The sequence below is a fragment of the Pseudomonas sp. MF6776 genome (assembly GCF_016613125.1).
Classification (GTDB): domain Bacteria; phylum Pseudomonadota; class Gammaproteobacteria; order Pseudomonadales; family Pseudomonadaceae; genus Aquipseudomonas; species Aquipseudomonas iridis.
On the sequence record NZ_JAENSQ010000003.1, the window covers coordinates 339,244 to 360,910 of the forward strand.

General features: G+C 61.0%; 16 protein-coding genes and 3 pseudogenes. 8 read left to right on the plus strand and 11 right to left on the minus strand.

Annotated features, from left to right (window positions below; translation table 11 throughout):
• Positions 1–94: 94 nt before the first annotated feature.
• From JJD74_RS31335 to JJD74_RS05340, 3 genes and pseudogenes are all read right to left on the minus strand, one after another.
• The gene (locus JJD74_RS31335) at positions 95–916 is read right to left on the minus strand and encodes a methyl-accepting chemotaxis protein (protein ID WP_395593806.1); all 822 of its coding nucleotides are present in this window, start codon (positions 914–916) and stop codon (positions 95–97) included.
• Positions 917–952: 36 nt separating this feature from the next.
• Positions 953–1,936: pseudogene (locus JJD74_RS31340) on the minus strand (cache domain-containing protein); the annotation flags it as partial.
• A 33-nt stretch (positions 1,937–1,969) separates the two neighbouring features.
• Positions 1,970–3,286: a Na+/H+ antiporter family protein gene (locus tag JJD74_RS05340; RefSeq protein WP_042560084.1), complete on the minus strand. Its 1,317-nt coding sequence runs from the start codon at positions 3,284–3,286 to the stop codon at positions 1,970–1,972.
• A 577-nt stretch (positions 3,287–3,863) separates the two neighbouring features.
• Between JJD74_RS05340 and JJD74_RS31345 the strand changes: the two are divergent.
• Positions 3,864–4,832, plus strand: a pseudogene (locus JJD74_RS31345) (PDC sensor domain-containing protein); the annotation flags it as partial.
• 264 nt (positions 4,833–5,096) lie between these two features.
• Positions 5,097–5,690, plus strand: a pseudogene (locus tag JJD74_RS31350) (methyl-accepting chemotaxis protein); the annotation flags it as partial.
• Between the two features lie 115 nt (positions 5,691–5,805).
• On the opposite strand, the gene JJD74_RS05350 reads toward JJD74_RS31350, so the two are convergent.
• The 4 genes from JJD74_RS05350 to JJD74_RS05365 are packed head-to-tail and all read right to left on the minus strand — an operon-like array spanning position 5,806 to position 8,407.
• Positions 5,806–7,119, minus strand: coding sequence for a sensor histidine kinase (locus tag JJD74_RS05350; RefSeq protein WP_042560087.1), 1,314 nt, complete (start codon positions 7,117–7,119; stop codon positions 5,806–5,808).
• On the minus strand, positions 7,116–7,784 hold the full coding sequence (locus JJD74_RS05355; protein ID WP_200611976.1) for a response regulator transcription factor: 669 nt from the start codon (positions 7,782–7,784) through the stop codon (positions 7,116–7,118). Before JJD74_RS05355 ends, JJD74_RS05350 begins: the two co-directional genes overlap by 4 nt.
• Before the next feature lie 3 nt (positions 7,785–7,787).
• A complete protein-coding gene (locus JJD74_RS05360) occupies positions 7,788–8,099 on the minus strand; it encodes a PepSY domain-containing protein (protein ID WP_200611997.1) in 312 nt (103 codons plus the stop codon).
• Entirely contained in the window at positions 8,099–8,407 is a 309-nt protein-coding gene (locus tag JJD74_RS05365) for a PepSY domain-containing protein (RefSeq protein WP_042560090.1), read from the minus strand. Before JJD74_RS05365 ends, JJD74_RS05360 begins: the two co-directional genes overlap by 1 nt.
• A 261-nt stretch (positions 8,408–8,668) precedes the next feature.
• On the opposite strand from JJD74_RS05365, the gene JJD74_RS05370 reads away from it, so the two are divergent.
• The 5 genes from JJD74_RS05370 (at position 8,669) to codA (ending at position 14,031) form a co-directional block, all read left to right on the plus strand.
• A complete protein-coding gene (locus tag JJD74_RS05370) occupies positions 8,669–9,748 on the plus strand; it encodes a patatin-like phospholipase family protein (RefSeq protein ID WP_200612000.1) in 1,080 nt (359 codons plus the stop codon).
• Positions 9,749–9,833: 85 nt separating this feature from the next.
• On the plus strand, positions 9,834–10,190 hold the full coding sequence (queD, locus tag JJD74_RS05375; RefSeq protein WP_003223505.1) for a 6-carboxytetrahydropterin synthase QueD: 357 nt from the start codon (positions 9,834–9,836) through the stop codon (positions 10,188–10,190).
• Positions 10,191–10,389: 199 nt separating this feature from the next.
• Positions 10,390–11,202: an alpha/beta fold hydrolase gene (locus tag JJD74_RS05380; RefSeq protein WP_200612004.1), complete on the plus strand. Its 813-nt coding sequence runs from the start codon at positions 10,390–10,392 to the stop codon at positions 11,200–11,202.
• A 295-nt stretch (positions 11,203–11,497) separates the two neighbouring features.
• The gene (codB, locus tag JJD74_RS05385; RefSeq protein WP_200612021.1) at positions 11,498–12,769 is read left to right on the plus strand and encodes a cytosine permease; all 1,272 of its coding nucleotides are present in this window, start codon (positions 11,498–11,500) and stop codon (positions 12,767–12,769) included.
• A 14-nt stretch (positions 12,770–12,783) separates the two neighbouring features.
• Positions 12,784–14,031 (plus strand): cytosine deaminase, encoded by a 1,248-nt coding sequence (gene codA / locus JJD74_RS05390; RefSeq protein ID WP_042560094.1) that lies wholly within the window; start codon positions 12,784–12,786, stop codon positions 14,029–14,031.
• A gap of 152 nt (positions 14,032–14,183) precedes the next feature.
• Here the strand turns inward: codA and JJD74_RS05395 are convergent, their stop codons facing one another.
• Positions 14,184–15,164, minus strand: a complete 981-nt coding sequence (locus JJD74_RS05395) for a diaminopimelate epimerase (RefSeq protein ID WP_200612026.1) — start codon at positions 15,162–15,164, stop codon at positions 14,184–14,186.
• Between the two features lie 248 nt (positions 15,165–15,412).
• On the opposite strand from JJD74_RS05395, the gene JJD74_RS05400 reads away from it, so the two are divergent.
• Positions 15,413–16,564, plus strand: a complete 1,152-nt coding sequence (locus tag JJD74_RS05400) for an MFS transporter (protein ID WP_115147256.1) — start codon at positions 15,413–15,415, stop codon at positions 16,562–16,564.
• A 911-nt stretch (positions 16,565–17,475) separates the two neighbouring features.
• Here the strand turns inward: JJD74_RS05400 and JJD74_RS05405 are convergent.
• The 3 genes from JJD74_RS05405 to JJD74_RS05415 form a co-directional block, all read right to left on the minus strand.
• Entirely contained in the window at positions 17,476–19,902 is a 2,427-nt protein-coding gene (locus JJD74_RS05405) for a TonB-dependent siderophore receptor (RefSeq protein WP_200612038.1), read from the minus strand.
• A 98-nt stretch (positions 19,903–20,000) separates the two neighbouring features.
• Positions 20,001–20,984 (minus strand): FecR family protein, encoded by a 984-nt coding sequence (locus JJD74_RS05410; protein WP_200612040.1) that lies wholly within the window; start codon positions 20,982–20,984, stop codon positions 20,001–20,003.
• A 37-nt stretch (positions 20,985–21,021) separates the two neighbouring features.
• Positions 21,022–21,513 carry a sigma-70 family RNA polymerase sigma factor gene (locus JJD74_RS05415; RefSeq protein ID WP_047300659.1) on the minus strand — a complete coding sequence of 164 codons (492 nt, stop codon included), beginning with the start codon at positions 21,511–21,513 and terminating at the stop codon, positions 21,022–21,024.
• Positions 21,514–21,667 lie beyond the last annotated feature (154 nt).

Below are 21,667 nucleotides of genomic sequence, written 5' to 3' on the forward strand. Positions count from 1 at the left end.
GAGCTGCCGCAGGCTGCGATCTTTTGATTTTGCTTTTCAGAAGATCAAAAGATCGCAGCCTGCGGCAGCTCCTACAGGGGTTTGCGTACGGCTCCTAGATTCGGAACTGCCCAACCAGTTTGCCCAACCGCTGGCCAAGATCCGCCAGACTGCGCGACGTCTGCGCCCCCAGTTGCGTTTCATCCGCCACGCTATCCACCGCCACTGCAATCTGATGCACGCTGCGGTTGATCTCTTCGGCCACCGCCGTCTGCTCCTCGGCAGCGCTGGCAATCTGCGCGTTCATCGAGTTGATGGTCGCGATCAATTCCGCCATCGCGTCCAGCGAAGCCCCGGCCTGATTGGCCTGCGCCGATGTACCGTCACCCGCCTCGCTGGAGCGGCGCATCGCTTCGACCGCCGCTTGCGTGCCGGCCTGCAAGCGATCGATCATCGCCTGAATTTCCTGAGTGCTGATCTGCGTACGACTGGCCAACGCACGCACCTCATCCGCCACCACTGCAAAGCCACGCCCGGCCTCACCGGCCCGCGCCGCTTCAATTGCCGCGTTCAGTGCCAGCAGGTTGGTTTGCTCGGCAATCGAACGGATCACCCCAAGCACACCGACAATCGAACTGACGTCCTGTTGCAGGCTATCGAGCGACACGCCGCTGCTGCGGATGTCATCGACCAGCGCATGAATCTGTTTGATGCTGCCCGCCACCACGCGTTTGGCGCTCTGGCCTTCTTCATCGGTCTGCTGGGCGGCGACAGCGGCGTTCTGTGCGCTCTTGGCGACTTCCTGGGCGGCGGCGGACATTTCGTTGATCGCCGTGGCGACCTGATCGGTCTCGTGGCGTTGACGCTCCATCGCCTGATCCGAACGCTGGGCCTGATCCGAAACCTGCGTCACCAGCCCGGTCAGTTGTGTGGTCATCTCGGTGATCTGCCGCACCAGGCCATGAATCTTGTCGACGAAGCGGTTGAACGAGCCGGCCAGTTCACCCAGTTCGTCCTGGCTGGTGATGTTCAGGCGGCGGGTCAGGTCGCCCTCGCCCGCCGCGATATCGTCGAGGTTGGCTTTCATCTGGGTCAGCGGACGCAAAATGGTATTGGCCAGCAGCATTCCCACCGCGGCAATCACCAGCAGCACCACCACCGCCACGCCGACGATGCTCAGCACCACGCCTTGCATGCGTTCCTGCACCTGCGTTTCGACCAGCGCCACTTGCGCTTCGATGCCGTCGAGGTTGACCGAGGTACCGACCGCCATGTCCCACTTCGCCAGGTATTCGGTGTAGCCGAGTTTCGGCACCAGCACCTTTGCGTTGCCCGGCAGCGGCGAGCTGTATTGCAGGTAATGCGTGCCGTCCTTCGCCACTTTCACCAGACCGAGGTTGACGTAAACGCCGTTCGGGTCGCGGTTGTCCTTGAAGCTTTTGCCCACGCCTTCGGGATCGTTGGCCTTGAACAGGCGCACGGTCTCGGAGTCGTAGCCGAAGAAGTAGCCGTCCTTGCCGTAGCGAATCCCCGACAGCAGTTTGATCGCCTGCGCGCGCGCCGCTTCATCGCCGGGTGCGGCAGCGTCGTACAACGGTTTGATCGTGGTCATAGCCACGGCGACGTAACTTTGCAGAGTGGCTTTGGCGTCGCCGAGCAGGCGCTCGCGCGTCTGTTCGACCTCTTCGCGCGCCTGTTTCTGAAGAATGAACAGCGTGGTCAGGCTGATGACCAGCGCAAAGAGCAATACCGGGAGGACGGCAAGGGAGAGGACTTTAGCCTTGAGGCTCAGACGCATTGGGGTACTCACTCTTTTGGTTTTATTGGCGTGGTTAAAGGCTTTAACGGCACGCCATAGCAAAAGTTGAGTCAGCAGACACCTCATCACCCTGTGGGAGCGGGCTTGCCCGCGATAGCGGTGTGTCTGCCACATAATTGTTGAATGTGTCGAAGCCATCGCGGGCAAGCCCGCTCCCACAGGGTTCAGCGGTTACAGGACCATCGCGGCCACCCAGCCGAACGCCAGCAAAGGCAGGTTGTAGTGCAGGAACGTCGGCACCACGGTGTCCCAGATATGGTGATGCTGACCGTCGATGTTCAGGCCGGAGGTCGGGCCCAGGGTCGAGTCCGAGGCAGGCGAACCGGCATCACCCAGCGCACCGGCAGTGCCGACAATGCAGACGATGGCCAGCGGGCTGAAGCCCAGTTGCACGCACAGCGGGACGAAAATCGCCGCCAGAATCGGCACCGTGGAAAACGACGAACCGATGCCCATGGTCACCAGCAACCCGACCAGCAGCATCAACAGCACGCCCACGCCCTTGCTGTGATTGATCAACGAAGCCGACGACTCGACCAGTGTCTGTATCTGCCCGGTGGCCTTCATCACTTCGGCAAAACCAGAGGCAGCGATCATGATGAAGCCGATCATCGCCATCATCTTCATGCCTTCGGTGAACAGATCATCGGTGTCGCGCCATTTGACGATGCCCGATACCGAGAAGATCAGGAAGCCCACCAGCGCGCCGATAATCATAGAGTCGAGCAGCAACTGCACGATGAACGCTGCGGCAATCGCCACACCGGCAATCATCAGGCTCAGCGGGTTGTACTGCACCGCCGCTTGCTCTACCTGCTCGATCTTCGCCAGGTCGTACACGCGCCGCTTGCGGTAACTGATGAAGGCCATCGCCAGACCGAACACCATGCCCAACGCCGGAATGCCCATGGCGTGGGTGACGTTAATGCCACTGATGTCGACGCCGCTGCGCGCAACGTTGGCCAGCAGGATTTCATTGAGAAAGATATTGCCGAAACCCACCGGCAGGAACATGTACGGCGTGATCAGACCGAACGTCATGACGCAGGCGATCAAGCGGCGGTCGAGTTGCAGCTTGGTCAATACATAAAGAAGCGGCGGCACCAGCAACGGAATGAACGCAATGTGGATCGGCAGGATGTTCTGCGAGGCAATCGCCACCACCCACAACAGGCCGATCAGCAGCCATTTGACGTTGCCGCCACCGGTACTGTGCTGGCGGTCGACCATCGCCAGCGCCTTGTCGGCCAGCGCATGGGCCAGGCCCGACTTGGCAATCGCCACGGCGAAAGCGCCGAGCAATGCGTAGGACAACGCCACCGTCGCCCCGCCGCCCAAGCCGCTGTTGAACGCCTTTAGCGTGGCATCGATGCCCAAACCACCGGTCAGGCCGCCGACCAGCGCGCCGACGATCAAAGCGATCACCACGTGCACGCGGGACAGGCTGAGAATCAGCATGATGCCAACCGCCGCTATGACTGCATTCATTTCACTACCTCAAAAAACACTGCGGTGGAAAACCGACCGCCAGACAGGATGAGCCCGCCAAAGGTTAACCGGCGGATTGCAAAGAGGGTCTTATTAGAAGGGCGCGCACTGTGAATGAAGCCGCGACAGGCTGCAAGTAACAAGCTGCAAGCTTTTGCGTTTTTTCGCTTGCAGCTTGCGGCTGGAAGCTCAAGAAAGCTGCTGTCAGGCCGCTACAGTGCAAAGTCTAAGATATTTATCGAATAAGGACGTGTCCATGTCGCTGAGACAACTTTCCATCCAATGGAAAATCACCCTGCTCGCCGGGCTTTGCCTGGCCGGTATCGTGACCCTGTTGGTGGGTCTTTCGCTGTATCGCATGGAGCACAGCTCCGAAATGGTGAAAGCCTCCAGCATGGAGATGCTCACCGAATCGGCCCAGGCGCGCATCGAATCCCAGGGCGAAGTGCAAGCGGCGGGCATTCGCCAGCAGTTCATGGACGCCTATCAATACGGCCATGGTTTCTCGCGTCAGGTGCTGTTCCTGCGCGAGCAGGCCGAAAAGCGCTTCCTTGATGCCTTCGACCTGCGCGAAGACATGACCCGTCAGGTCAAGTCCGCGCTGCAAGCCAACCCGGATTTGCTCGGTCTGTCGCTGGTGTTCGAAGCCAACGCGCTGGACGGCAAGGATGAACTGTTTGCCGGCCAAGCCGAGCTGGGCAGTAACGACAAGGGCCGTTTCGCCCTGTACTGGTCGCAGCCGACACCGGGCAAAATCACCTCGATGGCCCTGCCGGAAAGCGACATGGCCGACACCAGCACCGGCCCCAGCGGTCAGGCTGCCAACGCCTGGTTTACCTGCCCGCGCGCCACGCTCAAACCCTGTGTGATCGAACCGTACTTCTATGTGATCGACGGCCAGAACGTGCTGATGACCAGCATCGTTTTCCCGCTGATGGTGAACGGCAAAGTCATCGCTTCGCTGTCGGTCGACATCAACCTCAACAGCCTGCAAGCGATCAGCCAGAGCGCCAGCAAAAAACTCTACGACGGCCAGACCGCCGTGAGCATCATCAGCCCGGTCGGCCTGCTCGCCGGCTACAGCCCGGATGCCGGCAAACTCAGCCAGCGTCTTGACGCCGTGGATAAAACCAGCGGCGCCGAACTGCTGCGCCAACTTGCTTCAAATACCAGTGTCAGCAGCCTGCACAGCAACGGCCAGTTGAAAGTGCTGTCGCCGTTCCAGCCGATTCCCGGCGGGCCGTCGTGGGCAGTGTTGCTGGATGTCCCTGAAAAAGTGCTGGTGGAACGCGCCGAAGCGCTCAAGCAGCAACTGGATGCGAGCAACAACACCGGCACGTTGATCGAGTTGGGCCTCGGCGTTCTGGCGGCGTTGATTGGCCTGGTGCTGGTCTGGCTGATGGCGCGCAGCGTGACCCGACCGATCCTTGGCGTGGCGCACATGCTCGAGGACATCGCCAGCGGCGAAGGCGATCTGACCCGCCGACTGGCGTATGACAAGCAGGATGAACTCGGTCAACTGGCCGGTTGGTTCAACAAGTTTCTCGACAAGTTGCAGCCGATCATTGCCGAAGTGAAACGCTCGGTGCAGGACGCGCGTAACACCGCCGACCAGTCCTCGGCCATCGCTACGCAGACCAGCGCCGGCATGGAACAGCAATACCGTCAGGTCGATCAGGTCGCGACCGCATCCCACGAAATGAGCGCCACCGCGCAGGACGTGGCTCGCAGTGCCGCTCAGGCGGCCGAAGCGGCCAAGGATGCTGATCGTGCCACCCGTCAGGGCCTGACCGTGATCGACCGCACCACCGCCAGCATCGACACCCTCGCCGCCGACATGAGCGCGGCAATGGTGCAAGTCGAAGGCCTGGCCGCCAACAGTGAGAAAATCGGCGCGGTGCTGGAAACCATCCGCGCCATTGCCGAACAAACCAACCTGCTGGCCCTCAACGCCGCGATCGAAGCGGCTCGTGCCGGTGAAGCCGGGCGCGGTTTTGCCGTCGTCGCCGACGAAGTCCGCAACCTCGCCCGCCGCACGCAGGAGTCGGTGGAGGAAACCCGTCAGGTCATCGAACAGTTGCAGAGCGGCACGCAGGATGTGGTCGGCTCGATGAGCAACAGCCATCGTCAGGCGCAGGGCAGTGTCGAGCAGGTGGGCCAAGCGGTGACGGCGCTGCGTCAGATTGGTGATGCGGTGACGGTGATCAGCGACATGAACCTGCAGATTGCCAGTGCCGCTGAAGAGCAGAGCGCGGTGGCGGAAGAGATCAACAACAACGTGGCGACGATTCGCGATGTGACTGAATCGCTGTCCGGGCAAGCGAACGAATCGGCGCGAGTGAGCCAGTCGCTGAACAGCCTGGCGAATCAGCAGCAGAGTTTGATGGATCAGTTTCGCGTCTGATTCGAAGAACCTGTTGCGGCTTGCTTGTTCGAGCTACAGCGGTTCACCCAGAAACGCACTCCCCCTGTAGGAGCTGCCGAAGGCTGCTCCTACAGGGTTTGTGCAAGGGTTCAGGTTATCGCCGAGGCAGTTGAATCTCTACCTTCAACCCGCCCCACTCACTCTCGCCCAACACCAACGTCCCGCCCCACGTATCGACGATATCGCGCACAATCCCCAGCCCCAGGCCATGGCCGTCAGTCTGCTCATCAAGCCGTGTCCCGCGACTGAACACCTGAGCGCGTTGTTCGGCAGGAATCCCCGGGCCATCATCCTCGACGCTCAAGGCAAACCCGTCAGCGCTCTCGACCACGCTCAAACGCACCTCGGCATCCGCCCACTTGCAGGCGTTATCCAGCAGGTTGCCGAGCAGCTCCAGCAAATCCTCACGGTCCCACGGCAGTTGCAGCCCTTTGGGCGCAACGTAACTGAGCGCCAGATGCTCGCCGTGGATCATGTTCAGCGTCGCCAGCAATCCCGGCAGTTCGGCATCGCAATCAAACAGCGCCCCGGGCAACGCATCACCGGACAGTCGCGCGCGATTGAGTTCACGATTGAGCCGTTGCTGCACCTGTTCCAGTTGTTCCTTGAGGATCTTGCGCAGCTCGGGATGGCTGTCGAGTTTTTCGCTCGACGCCAGGCTCAGCAACACCGCCAGCGGCGTTTTCAGCGCGTGGCCGAGGTTGCCCAGCGCATTGCGCGAACGCTTGAGGCTGTCTTCGGTGTGCGCGAGCAAATGGTTGATCTGCGCCACCAGTGGCTCCAGCTCCACCGGCACCTGATCGTCCAGTTGCGAGCGCTGGCCCTGCTGCAACTGAGCGATTTGCTCACGCGCCTTTTCCAACGGCCGCAGCGCGCGACGCACGGTGAGGCGTTGCAACAACAGAATCAGCAGCAAACCGGCCAGACCGAGACCGAGGCCGATCTGGCGCATGCGCTCGAAGCTGTCGCTCACCGGCGTGTAATCCTGCGCGACGCTGATGGAGATCGACTGGCCCAACCGGCGATAGTCCGAACGCAGCACCAGTAATTTCTGGCCGTCCGGGCCCAATTGCAGATTACTGTGCAGCCCCGGATGCTCGAGCAGCGGCAGATCCTGATCCCACAGTGAGCGCGAGCGCCAGTGGCTGTCGGCAAAATCGATGCGGAAATAATGCCCGGAAAACGGCCGCTGATAGGCTGGCGACAGGTGGCGCTCATCCAGCTGCAAACCCTGCGGGCCGCGCACCAGCGCCACCAAAAGGCTTTCGCTGTCGTTGCGCAACCCGGCTTCGAGGTAGCGCTGCAAGCCCATTTCGAACAACCACAGACTGGTTTGTGCCAACACCAGCCCCACCACCACCATCACGCTGATCAAACCCAGGCTCAAGCGGCGCTGGATCGACCTCATGAAGCTTGCCCGCCGAACAGGTAACCCTGACCGCGACGGGTTTCGATGACGCTTTTGCCCAGTTTGCGGCGCAGGTGATTGACGTGGACTTCGAGGACGTTGGAGTCACGCTCGGTCTCGCCGTCGTAGAGGTGTTCGGCGAGGTGGCTTTTGGAAAGGATCTGCTCCGGGTGCAGCATGAAATAGCGCAGCAGACGGAATTCTGCGGCGGTCAGCTGGATATCGGCACCCTCGCGCGTCACGCACTGACGGCCCTCGTCCAGATGCAGGCCGGCAGCCTTGAGCGTGGTTTGATTGGCCTGCCCCTTGGAACGACGCAACAGCGACTGCACCCGCAGGTGCAGCTCTTCCGGGTGGAACGGTTTGGTCAGGTAATCGTCAGCGCCGGCCTTGAGGCCCTCGATGCGTTCAGCCCAGGAGTCGCGCGCCGTGAGGATCAACACCGGGATCGCCAACCCGCCCGCGCGCCACTGCGCCAGCACCTCAAGCCCCGGCACACCGGGCAGGCCGAGGTCGAGGATGATCAGGTCATAGGGCTCGCTGCTGCCCTGATACACCGCATCGCGTCCGTCCGCCAGCCAATCCACCGCGTAGCCTTGGCGTTGCAGGCCGGCGATCAACTCGTCAGCCAGCGGTACGTGGTCTTCCACCAGAAGCAAGCGCATCGATCAATCTTCCTTGTCTTTCACGAGTTCACCGGTATCGGCCTTCAGGTGCAGCTCGCGCGCCACCCCCTCGGCCGTCAGCAACTCGACTTCATAAATGTAGACGTCGTGTTTTTCTTCCAGCTCGACTTCCAGCAGTTTTGCCCCGGGATAACGATCCATGGCCTGCTGCAACACTTGCTCCAGCGGCAGGATCACCCCGCGCTGACGCAGCTTCAGTGCCTCGTCCTGATCGAGGTCGCGAGCCATCGCCGACGACCAGAAAATCACAAGCGCCAACGCAGCAAGGCTGGTGGCGCGAACATTAACCTTCATTACGTATCCTGATGATCCTTGAGAACCTGCCCACTGACCGCGTCTAATTCCAGATCCCAGTTCAGCCCTTGAGGATCACGCAGTTCGACCTGGTAGATGTACTTGCCGTACTCCTCTTCCAGCTCGGTTTCGGTGATGGTCGAACCCGGGTGTTTGGCCAGTGCCGTGGCATTGAGCTTCTCGAAGGAGACGATAGTACCAGCGTCGCGCAGCCGCAGGGCCTCATCAGGTCCCAAATCGCGGGCATGGGCGAGGCTGGCGGTCAGGCCGATGATCGAGACGAGGGACAGGGCAGTCAGGGTTTTCATGGGTATCTCCGTATTTTTTATGTGTTGCCTACGGAGGGCACCTTAACGGGATGAACTTAACTGAAACTGAATGGCCATCATTGCTGATGGCAACGCCACATCGCAGATTCATGCAAACCCCTGTGGGAGCGGGCTTGCCCGCGATGGCGTCCTTTCAGCCAAATGGATGCAAGCTTTGCCGCCGTCATCGCGGGCAAGCCCGCTCCCACAGGGTTTGGGGAAACGCTTATAATCCTTCGCTTGCTAACGATCGAGACCGGTATGACTGCCATCCACATCAAGTTTCCCGCCCTCACCCTCAAGGCTGGCCCACGGGCCATGGCGCGCATTCGTGCGCAAGGCCTGAACGCTGCCGACGTCGGCACCCTGCCCGGCGCGGCCGGTGGGCCGAAGGCGCTGGGGATTCAGGGGCTGGATCTGGCGTTGTTCGGTGAGTGGCTGCCAAGTGCGCCGCGCGAGCGTTCGCTGATCGGGGCATCGGTCGGTTCCTGGCGCTTCGCCAGCGCCTGCCTGCCGGACGCCGCCGAAGGCATCCGTCGCCTCGGCCAGCTCTACGCCGAGCAGAATTTCAATAAAGGCGTGACCATGGCCGAGATCAGCCAGAGCTCGCAGCGCATGCTCAACGAACTGCTCGACGGCCGCGATGCGAGCATCCTCACCAACGCCGATTACCGCTTGAACATCATGGTGGTGAAGAGCCAGGGGCGTCTGGCCGATGATCATCGTGGTCGTCTCGGTCTGGCGCTGGGCTCCGTGATTGCTGATAACTTGCGAGGCCGCGCACGGCTGTCGCGGCACTTCGAACGGCTGATCATCCACGATCCGCGCCTGGCACCGCCGGTCAATGCGTTGAATGACTTTCCGTCACGCTTCGTCGCGCTCAATGCCGGCAATCTGCGTCAGGCGCTGCTGGCGTCGGGGTCGATCCCGATGGTCATGGAAGGCGTGCGTGATTTGCCGGGCGCCGGTGCCGGGACTTTTCGCGACGGTGGCCTGCTCGACTATCACCTCGACCTGCCCTACAACGGCGACGGTATCGTGCTCTATCCGCACTTCACCGACCGGGTGATTCCGGGCTGGTTCGACAAGACGTTGCCGTGGCGCCGTGCTTCGGTGCAGCGCTTGCAGGACGTGCTGTTGCTCGCGCCTTCGAAGGAATACCTGGCGCGCCTGCCCTACGGCAAACTGCCCGACCGCAACGACTTCAAGCGCTTCATGGGCGATGCACCGAGCCGGCAGAAATACTGGCACGCGGCGATGGACGAGAGCCGCCGACTGGGCGACGAGTTTCTCGAACTGGCTGCCAATGGTCGCCTCGCCGAGCGCTTGCTGACCCTTTAGTCAGCACGGCCAAACACAAGCTGGTAAACTCGCCGCCTGCCCGAATCGCTGCGGCGAACGCCATCTGAACAGAGCTGAAAACACTGTGGAAATCTTCAAGGAATTTACATTCGAATCCGCCCACCGCCTGCCGCACGTCCCGGACGGCCACAAGTGCGGGCGTTTGCACGGTCACTCGTTCAAAGTGGCAATTCACCTCAGCGGTGACCTCGATCCGCACACCGGCTGGATCCGCGACTTCTCCGAGATCAAGGCGATCTTCAAGCCTTTGTACGAGCGTCTGGATCACAACTACCTGAACGATATTCCCGGTCTGGAAAACCCGACCAGCGAAGTATTGGCCAAATTCATCTGGAATGAAATGAAGCCACTGCTGCCGGAACTCAGCGCGATCCGCATTCACGAGACCTGCACCAGCGGTTGCATTTATCGCGGTGAATGATTCAACACAAATCCCCCTGTAGGAGCTGCCGCAGGCTGCGATCTTTTGATCTTGGTCCTGACAAAGAAAGTCAAAAGATCGCAGCCTGCGGCAGCTCCTACAGGGGATTTGTGTTTATCCAGGGAAATAGAGAACAGCCGCCATGGCTGTTTTTTTACGCCTATGCTTCTTGGCTCAACCCCGCCAAGAGGACAGGCCCATGACGGACTGGCTGCTCGATCAGGTCTTTGATTTCCATGGCCGACAGGTACGTCATGCCGTGCGCGGCGACGGCCCGCCGCTGGTGTTTGTGCATGGCACGCCCTTCTCTTCCTACGTATGGCACCGCATTGCGCCGCATTTTTTCGCGACGCACCGGGTGCATTATTTCGACCTGCTCGGCTACGGGCGTTCCGAGCAACCTGATGCGGATGTGTCCCTCGGCATACAAAACCAACTCCTCGCGCAATTGCTTGATCACTGGAATATCCAACGTCCCGACGTGGTCGCCCATGACTTCGGCGGCGCCACCGCGTTGCGCACACATCTGCTCGATGGCAAGGACTACCGCAGCCTGACGCTGATCGATCCGGTGGCGCTGACGCCCTGGGGTTCGCCGTTTGTGCAGCATGTGCGCCTGCATGAAGCAGCTTTCAGCGGATTGCCCGACTACATTCAGCGCGCCATCGTACCGACCTACATTCGCGGGGCGATTCACCGCGAGATTCCTGATGATGAATTGGCGCCCTACGTGCAGCCCTGGCTCGGCGATCCGGGCCAAGCGGCGTTCTATCGGCAGATTGCGCAGATGGATGAGCGCTATACCCGTGACGCTGAAAATCAGTACCCGAACATCCGCTGCCCGTTGCAGATTCTCTGGGGTGAAGAAGATCAGTGGATTCCCATCGAACGTGGTCGAGCGTTACACAACATGATCCCGGGATCACAATTCCACCCAATCCCCAACGCCGGCCACCTCGTCCAGGAAGACGCCCCTGAAGCCATTGTCGCCGCGCTCCTGCGCTTCCTCTGACCCCACAATACGATCACAAACATCCTCTGTAGGAGCTGCCGCAGGCTGCGATCTTTTGCTCTTGATCCGCAAAAACAGGATCAAAAGATGGCAGCCTGCGGCAGCTCCTGGATGGGGGTCAGCACAAGACTGTGCGAGCGCTGGACTGCTGGCCCCCACATGGGGCCTGGTTGTGTTCAGGTGCACCGCTTTCGCGCCGAAAACCACCGTCTCGTCTATACATAGCCACAGCGCCCGGTTTGGCACGAGCACTGCAACCCTCCTCGCGTCTTCCTCTTTCAGCAAGGACCGCCCCATGACGCAAAACGATTCCGGCAACGATTACCCCCTCAGCGAAGTCCCCCTGCATGCGCGCAAAGGCCTGGCCTCCACGGCGATGGTGTTGCTGGGTTTTACCTTCTTCACCGCGACCATGTTTGCCGGCGGCAAGCTCGGCGTGGCGTTCGGTTTTGCCGAGTTGATGGCGGTGATCATCGTCGGCAATCTGCTGCTCGGGGTGTACGCAGCGGGCCTGGGTTATATCGCCTTCAAGAGCGGTCTCAATTCGGTACTGATGGGGCGTTTCTGCTTTGGCGAAGTCGGCAGCAAGCTCAGCGACCTGATCCTCGGTTTCACCCAGATCGGCTGGTATGCCTGGGGCACGGCGACGGCGGCGGTGGTGATCGGCAAGTATTTCAACCTCGATGAGGCCACGGTTCTCGGGTTGATGGTGTTGTTCGGCCTGATGTTCTGCGCCACGGCGTATGTCGGTTATCGCGGGCTGGAGATTCTGTCGTACATCGCGGTGCCGGCGATGATGTTGCTGCTGATGCTGTCGATGTGGGCCGCGACGGTGAAAGTCGGCGGTTTCGAGGGACTGCTGAGTGTTGTGCCCACTGGTTCGCTGGGCTGGTCGACCGCCATCACTCTGGTGTTCGGCACTTTCGTCAGTGGCGCGACGCAGGCGACCAACTGGACGCGCTTTTCGCGTTCGGCAAAAGTTGCGGTACTGGCGAGCCTGATCGGGTTCTTCATCGGCAACGGCCTGATGGTGCTGATCGGCGCCTATGGCGCCATCGTCTATCAGCAACCGGACGTGGTTGAAGTGCTGCTGTTGCAGGGTTTCGCCATGGCCGCAATGGCGATGCTGTTGCTGAACATCTGGAGCACTCAGGACAACACCATCTACAACTTCGCCGTCGCCGGTTGCAACCTGCTGCGCACCGGGCGGCGCAAGACCGTGACGTTGGCGGGTGCGGTGATCGGCACCCTGCTCGCCCTGCTGGGCATGTACGACATGCTGGTGCCTTATCTGATTCTGCTTGGCACGGTGATCCCACCGATTGGCGGCGTGATCATGGCCGACTTCTTCTACCGCTGGCGCGGGCGCTATCCGCGTCTGGCCGACGCACGGCTGCCGGCCTTCAACTGGCCGGGCCTCGGGGCCTACGGGATCGGCACCGTCGCGGCGTTCAGCTCGCCGTGGGTCGCGCCGCTGGTAGGGATCGCTGCTGCCGCGCTAACGTATGTCATCTTCACCGCCATACTCGGCGCCCGCAGCGCCAGCGCGCCACTTCAAGACTTATAAGAAGGATTTGCCTGATGCACATCATCAACGCCCGACTGCGCAACCAGGAAGGTTTGCACGAATTGCACCTTGAAGACGGGCTGATCCGCAGCATCGCCCGCCAGACCGAAGCCCCGACCCTGGGCCCCGACGACCTCGACGCCGGCGGCAATCTGGTAGTGCCGCCCTTCGTCGAGCCACACATACACCTCGACGCCACCCTCACCGCCGGCGAACCGCGCTGGAACATGAGCGGCACGCTGTTCGAAGGCATCGAATGCTGGGGCGAGCGCAAGGTCACCATCACCGAAGAAGACACCAAGACCCGCGCCAAGAAAACCATTCAGACCTTGGCGGCTCACGGCATCCAGCATGTGCGCACCCATGTCGACGTCACCGACCCACAACTCACCGCACTCAAAGCCATGCTCGAAGTGCGCGAGGAAAGTCGACACCTGATCGACCTGCAAATCGTCGCCTTTCCGCAGGAAGGCATCGAGTCGTTCCGCAACGGTCGCGAGTTGATGGAAGAAGCCATCCGCATGGGCGCCGACGTGGTCGGCGGCATCCCGCATTTCGAGTACACCCGCGATCAGGGTGTGAGTTCGGTGAAGTTTCTGATGGACCTGGCCGAACGCACCGGATGCCTGGTCGACGTGCATTGCGACGAGACCGACGACCCGCACTCACGCTTCCTCGAAGTGCTCGCCGAAGAAGCACGCAGCCGTGACATGGGCGCCCTCGTCACCGCCAGCCACACCACGGCGATGGGCTCCTACGACAACGCCTACTGCGCAAAACTGTTCCGCCTGCTCGGCCATTCCGGGATCAGTTTCGTCTCGTGCCCGACCGAGAGCATTCACCTGCAAGGGCGTTTCGACAACTTCCCGAAACGCCGTGGCGTAACCCGCGTGAATGAGCTGCTCGAAGCCGGAATGAACGTGTGTTTCGGCCAGGATTCGATCGTCGACCCGTGGTATCCGCTGGGCAACGGCAACATTCTGCGCGTGCTTGAAGCCGGCCTGCACATCTGCCACATGCTCGGTTACCGCAACCTGCAAAGTGCGCTGGATCTGGTCACCGATAACAGCGCCAAAGCGATGAATCTGGGCGAGCGCTATGGCCTGGAACAGGGGCGACCGGCAAACCTGCTGATCCTCTCGGCGGACAGCGATTACGAGGTCATTCGCAGCCAGGGCTTGCCGCTGTATTCGATTCGCGGCGGCAAGGTGTTGATGAAGCGGCAGATGCCGGTGGTGGAGTTCAGCAGCAGTTTGAGCTGAGGCTGAGGGCCCCATCGCTGGCAAGCCAGCTCCCACAGGGTTTTCGGTGAGCACAGTGTGTGTGTCTGGCCTAGGACTGCTGTGTACACAGACGCAGTGCTCAGCACAAAAACCTGTGGGAGTCTGGCTTGCCAGCGATGGCGGTTTCAAATTCAACCCATCAACTGCGCCGTACCGAACAATCTGACCCCGACCAATTCCCCGTGCTCTTCTTCAAGCAAAATCGGAGCGGTGCCGCCTGGCATCACGACGTGCACCTCGCCCGCGTCAACCCAACCGACTCGCCACGCCGCGCACGCCACCGCACTGGCGCTGGTACCGGAGGAAGCGGTCGGCCCTTCGCCGCGTTCGAACACCCGCGCGACAATTCGCTGCTCGGACTCGCGCACGGCCCACTGCAGATTGACGCCCGCCGGGCAAGGATCACCTTCACCCGTCGGCATCGCGTAAGCAATCCGGGTCAAGCCTTCACTCAGCGGTGATTCGCGCATTTGCTCGTTACTCGGCAATGCGTCAACGTCTGTCAGTAACGTCACACAATGCGGATTGCCGATGCGTACAAACTGGCTGCGGCTCCAAGTCGGATCGAGTTGCGCCAAGAGCTGCACATGGCTCACGGCACGCCCATTGAACTCGCCGCTTTCTATGTTCTGCGCTCCGACCGCATCCGCGCCGAATTCGGGTTGGCCGAGATCCAGCCAAAAACCGTTCACACTTTCGACTTCGGCCGGTTTCACCGAAGTTTGCAGCGCATCACCCTTGTCGTGGTGGACGCTTAATCGCGCCCCCTGCTCCGGCATCAATCCCTGTTCGGTCAACGCTTGAGAAAATATCGTCAGGCCGTTGCCACTGCGCTCGGCGAGGGTGCCGTCGGTGTTGACGATCAGCACGTCAAACGGCGGCGAGTTCTGGAAAGGGCCAATCAGCAGGCCATCGCTGCGGTGGGATTTGCTGTTCGGCGGGCGCTGACCTTCCGGCCAGTCGCAGCACAGCGCGATGGCCGCTTTACTCCATGCCTTGCGCGATGACGCACATTCGGTCGCACTCGCTGGCAAATCAATCCCCGCTTCACGCAACGTCGCCGGAGAAACCACCCCATAGATGTTGCCCCGAGCATCGTAGAACTGCGTCATCACCTGCCCTTCATCGTTTCGAAAATGGCACTGTAAAACGCAATCCCCTGTGGGAGCGAGCCTGCTCGCGAATGCGTGGGCTCAGTCAAAGAATATGTCTACCGACACACCGCTTTCGCGAGCAGGCTCGCTCCCACGGGTTGGACTGTGCAACGATATCCTCCTGCGTTCCACCAAGTCCTGTGATCGAACCTCGACGCTCAATCACTGTCCCTCGAGGACGCGATGTATTTTTGCCAAGGATCGATATGACCAGCCTCACCCCCCAAGACACGTTCGTCCCCGGACGCATGCAACAGATGTCCACCCGCATCGCTTTTTTCATCGCCGGCCTCGGTATTGCCGCGTGGGCGCCACTGGTGCCGTACGCCAAGGCCCGCGCCGGGCTCAATGAGGGCACCTTGGGATTGCTGCTGTTGTGCCTCGGCGTCGGTTCGATTCTGGCGATGCCATTGGCGGGTATTCTGGCCACGCGGTTTGGCTGCCGACGCGTGGCAACTGGCGGCACGTTACTGATCTGCGCGGCGTTGCCGTTGCTGGCGACGGTGTCGTCGGTTCCGGCGCTGATTGCCACGCTGTTCATGTTCGGCGCCGGGCTGGGTACGGTGGATTCGACGGTGAACCTGCAAGCGGTGATCGTCGAGCGCGCCAGCGGCAAGAACATGATGTCGGGTTTTCACGGCTTGTTCAGCCTCGGCGGGATTGTCGGCGCGGCGGGCGTCAGCGCCCTGCTCGGCCTTGGTATGTCGCCGCTGGGTGCGATGCTGGTGGTGGTTGCGGTGCTGATCGGCGCGCTGTTCAAATGCGTCCCGCACATGCTGCCGTATGGCAGCGAAAGCTCGGGCCCGGCCTTCGCGGTGCCGCACGGCATCGTGCTGTTTATCGGCGGGATGTGCTTCATCGTGTTCCTCACCGAAGGCGCGGCGCTGGACTGGAGCGCGGTGTTCCTCGCTCAGGAACGCGGGATCGACACGGCCTATGCGGGTTTGGGTTACGCGGCATTTGCCCTGACCATGACCGCCGGCCGCTTGATGGGCGACCGGATTGTGCGCAGTGTCGGGGCGACGCGGATCATTCTGTTTGGTGGTCTGTTGGCGGCGGCAGGCTTGTTCCTGGCGACGTTCGCGCCAAGTTGGCAACTCGCTCTGGTCGGTTATGCGCTGGTCGGTGCCGGTTGTTCGAACATCGTGCCGGTGCTGTACACGGCGGTGGGCAAGCAGACGGTGATGCCGGAAAGCATTGCCGTGCCGGCGATCACTACGCTGGGTTATGCGGGGATTCTGGCGGGGCCGGCGGTGATCGGGTTTGTCGCGCATGCCAGCAGTTTGAGCTTCGCGTTTGGGCTAATGGCGGTGTTGTTGGTGGCGGTGGCGATTGGCGGGAAGGTGTTGAAAGTCTGAACCGAGTGCAGCTGCCAGATCCCGAACTGTGTGGGGGTTGCTGAAGGCTGCGGTCTTTTGATTTGGTTTTTTGGGGGGTGGGTTTGGGGTTTGGGGGCATATCCGTTGGTGCGGGTGCTGCCGCTGGCGGTTTCGCTCTTACAGCGAGTCCCTTTTTCAAACGCCAAAAAGGAACCAAAAGGCTTTGCCCCGGCGTACGGCACTTCGCTGAGGCTCAGTGTTCCCTCGCTACGGTGTCCATCCGGGGGCATCGCCTCCGGTTTGCTTCGCTGCACCTCCTCTCGATGTATGCGGCTTCGCCGCACGGCGCTACGCGCCTACCCCCCGGATGAACACCTTTGCTCGGCCTGCCGATGGGGCAGAAGATCAAAAACCCAAGCCAAAGCCAAAGCCAAAGCCAAGCAGATCAAAAGATCGCAGCCTTCGGCAGCTCCTACAGGTGAGTTGATTACATCTGCCTGAGATTGGTCGGCTGTCAGACCGCCGTCGCGAGCAAGCTCGCTCCCACAATGGGATCGAGTACACCCGCCAGAGCCTGGTCGGCTGGCAGGCCACTATCGCTGGCAAGCCAGCTCCCACAATTTTGATTTGCGAACACCCAATGCGGCGAAGTCCGCCCCACTCAACACAATGAGCGTTAGCTCGAGTGCAGCTCTTGATCTCGAAGGCCCGTCGGAAGACTGAGTGGAGGGATTCATCCGGGGAGGACATCGAAAGGAGGTGCAGCGAAGCAAACCGGAATCGATGCCCCGGATGGATCCCGGAGCGAAGGAACCCGAGCCACAGCGAGGGCCGAACGTCAGGGCACAGACCTTTTGGTTACTTTTGGGGCGTTTGCCAAAAGTGACCCGCCGTAAGGGCGGAACCCTACTCAGCCTTCACCCAAAAAACGGATCCGCCCCCCAAAAGCCTCAAAACCCCAAACTGGCCTGCACAAAAAACGTCCGCGGCGCCCCCACATACATCCCCGAATTGTTGTCGCTGGAGCGGGTGAAATACTGCTTGTCGAAGACATTCTTCACCCCGGCGCCCAGCTTCAGGTTCGACACCTGCGGCCCGAAGTCATAACCGCCGCGAACGTTCCAGGTCACATAACCCGGAATATCACCGTACTGCCCATCCGCCGTGCCGTCAGTGATGTAGTTGCCGTTGAAGCTGCCGTCCGCATTCACACCGGTGCCCGGCGAACGCTGTTTCGACTGGGCAAAACCGTCAAGATTGTAGGTCCAGCGATTGACGTCATAGCGCAAACCAACGGTCGCCACCTGACGTGAGTAGAACGGCAGATCACGCCCCTTGAACCCCGGAATCTCGCCTTCATAGGTCGCACGGGTATACGTAAAACCGGCATTCGCGGTCAGACCATCAAGGCGCGGATCCAGCGCCGCAATGTCGTAGTGCACCGAGGCTTCAATGCCCTGATGCTTGGTCGCACCGAGGTTGGTCCAGCCCACGTCGTTACTGATGTATTGCAGTTCGTCGTCGAAGTCGATGTAGAAAAGCGTCACTTCCCCGCCCCACACGTCATCGTTGTAACGCGTGCCTATCTCGTAGGTCTTGGCCTTTTCCGGTTGCAGACCGTTGGCGGTGCTATCGCCCGAGCCGCCCTGCCCCAGCTGGAAATATTGCAGGCTGCCGAACGAGGTTTCGTAGTTGGCAAACAGCTTCCACGCATCCGACAGGTGATACATCACGCTCAACGCTGGCAGCGGCTCATTGCTTTCGATGCTGCGGTTTTTCTCTGGCACCGGTCTGCCGGCCGTGTCGAGCACCGCGCGATCGTGCCAATCCGTGCTGATGTGTTCGAAGCGAATGCCCGGCGTGATCGTCCAGTTGCCAACGTCGATTTTGTTGTCGACGTAAACCGAGTTGGCCTCGGTGCCGCCGGTACGATCCTGGAACACGTGGCCGTCGGAAGTCGGCGTGACGACAGGCTGGTTGTTGACCAGCGCCAGTCGGCTCGACTGTTCGTGCATCGCTTCTTTCAGATAGCGATAACCGACGCTGACTTCCTGGGTGGTCGGGCCGACGTCGAACACGCGCGACACACGCGGCTCGATGCCCAGGGTGTAATAAGAGCGCGGATACGAGCTGAGGGTTTTCTGGTCGCGTGCGGCGATGGTGCTGCCACGGAAACTGTCGGTGTAGTAGGTCAGCACTTCAGCCTGAGTGCGCTCGTCGATCTGGCGAATCCACTTGAACGATACGTCCTTGCGTCGGCCCGTAAAGCTGTCGTAGTCGCGCACCGACTCATACGGATTGTCGTCGTACTGCTTCTGCGTAAGGCCGCCGGGCATGTCGGCGCTGGCGTCGTAGTAATGGAAATTGAGGCTGAAATCATCCTGATCGGTCGGCGCCCAGTGCGTCTTCAGGATCACGTCGTCAATGTCGTTGCCGTTGTTGCGCTCGCGGTAGCCGTGGCCGTTGACGCCCGAGTACAACAGCGCCACGCCCATGCCATTGTCGGCGGTGCCGCCGAGGAACGCCGTGTCGATGTGCTTCCATCCACCATACTGGGTGGTTTCCAGCGTGGTGCCGATCTCGCCAGTGGTTTTTTCCGGGATTGCGCGAGTGACGAAGTTGATCACGCCACCGACGTTTTGCGGCCCATAACGCACGGAACCGGCACCACGCACCACGTCGATACTGTCGAGGTTGCCCGACGAGATCGGCGCCATCGACAGTTGTGGTTGACCGTACGGCGCGAACGCTGCCGGTACGCCGTCGATCAGCACGGTGGAGCGTGGCGACAGACGCGACGTCAGACCGCGCACGCCAACGTTCAGAGCAATGTCGCTGCCGCCGGTACCGTTGGAGTCCTGCACCTGCACGCCGGGCACGCGTTTGAGCACGTCGCTGACGTTCATCGCGCCCTGCTCGACCATCGCTTCGCGGCGAATCACCGTCCGCGCGCCGGGGTGGTTTTGCACCACGGCCGCATTCGCATCGCCGAGCCAGTCGCCGACCACTTTGATATCGGTCACGCCCAGTTCCAGCGGGCCGCTGGTGGCGGTGGAAGTCGCGGCGGGCGCCAGCGTCACCGAGCCTTCGTTGATCTGATAATCCAGACCGCTGCCTTGCAGCAATTGGCGCAGCGCCTGCTCTGGCGAGAGATCACCGTCGACGGCCGGGGCTTGTTTGCCGGCGACCAGGTCCGGGCTGAAAAACACTTGCAGCGAAGTTTGCTGGCCCAGTTCACTCAAGGCCTGACCCAGCGGCTGCGCGCGAATATGAATAGCTTCAGCAGCGAACGCCAAAGGCACGGCAGCGTTGACCGCCAGCGCGAGGGCCAGCGGCAACCAAGGAGATTTTTTGTTGTTGGCAGTGATGGTTTTCACGTCGAACGTAGTCCTGTGGATCGCAAGAGTGTGCGGCTGTTAATGCAAACCAGTTGCAGTTGAACAGGAAGACGATGAACTCGAAAAAAACCTGAATGTTATTTTGAAATTATTTCCTGGCTGCCATCCGCGAGAGTGCGAATGGCCACCGGCAGAATGTTCGGCAAGGCCTTGAGCAAGGCGTCGGTGTTGTCGGATTTGAACACACTGGTGAGGCGCAGATTGGCCACGCCGGGGTTGCCGACGGTCAGCGGTTGCTCGCGATAACGCGACACTTCAGCGGCTACTTCACTGAGGCGGGCGTTGTTGAACACCAGTTTGCCACTGCGCCACGCCGTCAGCTCCGCCGGGTTGACCGCGTAGGCTGCCGCGACTTTGCCTTGCGCATCGACGTGGGTGCCGAGGCCGGCGGTCAGGTTGATAAATTCGTTGTCCGGCGCATCGTGTCCCTGGACCTTCACCGTGCCCTGCTCCACCGCCACCCGTGTCTGCGTCACGTCGCGGCGCACATCGAAGCGCGTGCCGGTGACCGTGACCTTGCCGCTGCCGGCCTCGACTACAAACGGTCGCGAGGCGTCGTGCTCGACGCTGAACATCGCCTCGCCTTCACTCAACTCGATGAGCCGGCGATCCTTTTCATAATGCACCTGCAAGCGACTGCGGCTGTTGAGGTCGATCACCGAGCCGTCCGGCAATGCGACATGCTTGCGCTCACCGGGCACGGTAGAAAACTCGGCGCTGTAGCTGCCGGGGTGATTGAGGCCGCTGAACAGCCCCAGTCCAAGCGCCACCGCCAGCACACTGGCGGCCACCGCATAACGCAGCAGCGGACGCCGCTCACGGCGCGCCGGTGGGGTTTCAGCGAGGGCTTTGAGGCGTGGCGCCGGCAGCAGGTCAGCCGCCGTCCACAGCCCTTGCAGCAGCTGGAATTCATCACGGTGTTGCGGATGTTGATTCAGCCAGGCGTCAAAGCGCTGCTGCTCGTCGGCACTGACGGCCGGCTCCTGCAAACGCACAAACCAGCGAGCCGCGTCATCGCGCACCGTCGTTTGCCCGCACGCGCAATCACGAGTATCCATCATGGAATGTCCTGTTTGGCCGGGGATGAAAAGTTGCTGCTCATGACTGCAACCCGTCCAGTCGATCACGCAGATGCCGCAGGGTGCGGATCATATACTTTTCGACCATGTTCTTGGACAGCCCCAGGCGTTCTGCGATTTCCGCCTGGGTCAGGCCTTCGATCTTCTGCCAGACAAAAATCTTCCGGCAATTGACTGGCAGCTCCGCGAGCGCCCGTTCGATGGAGTCAGCCAACTGGATCGCATGCATGTAATGCTCCGGGTCGCCGGATGACGACGCACTGTGATCGATCGCCTCCGACTCCATGGCGCCGCGCCGATCTTCCCGCCGATAGCCATCAACCGCGATATTGCGCGCGGTCTGGTGCAAATACGCCCGGGGTTGCTGCACCTCTGCCGAATCGGATTCAAGCACACGCACAAAGGTGTCGTGCGCCAGATCCTCGGCCTGCGCGCGATTGCGCAGGCGACGAGTCCAGGTGCCGATCAACTCTTCGTAATGCTCGAAAAAGCCGGGTCTGCGGGGACGCATGGGGGTATGGGTGGTGTGCTGAGGAAATGAGCGCGAATAGTAATGGTTACTATTAATACCGGCAAATCATTCCGATCATAAGCAAATCCCCCTGTAGGAGCTGCGGCACGCTGCGATCTTTTGATCCTGGTTTTGCAAGATCAAAAGATCGCAG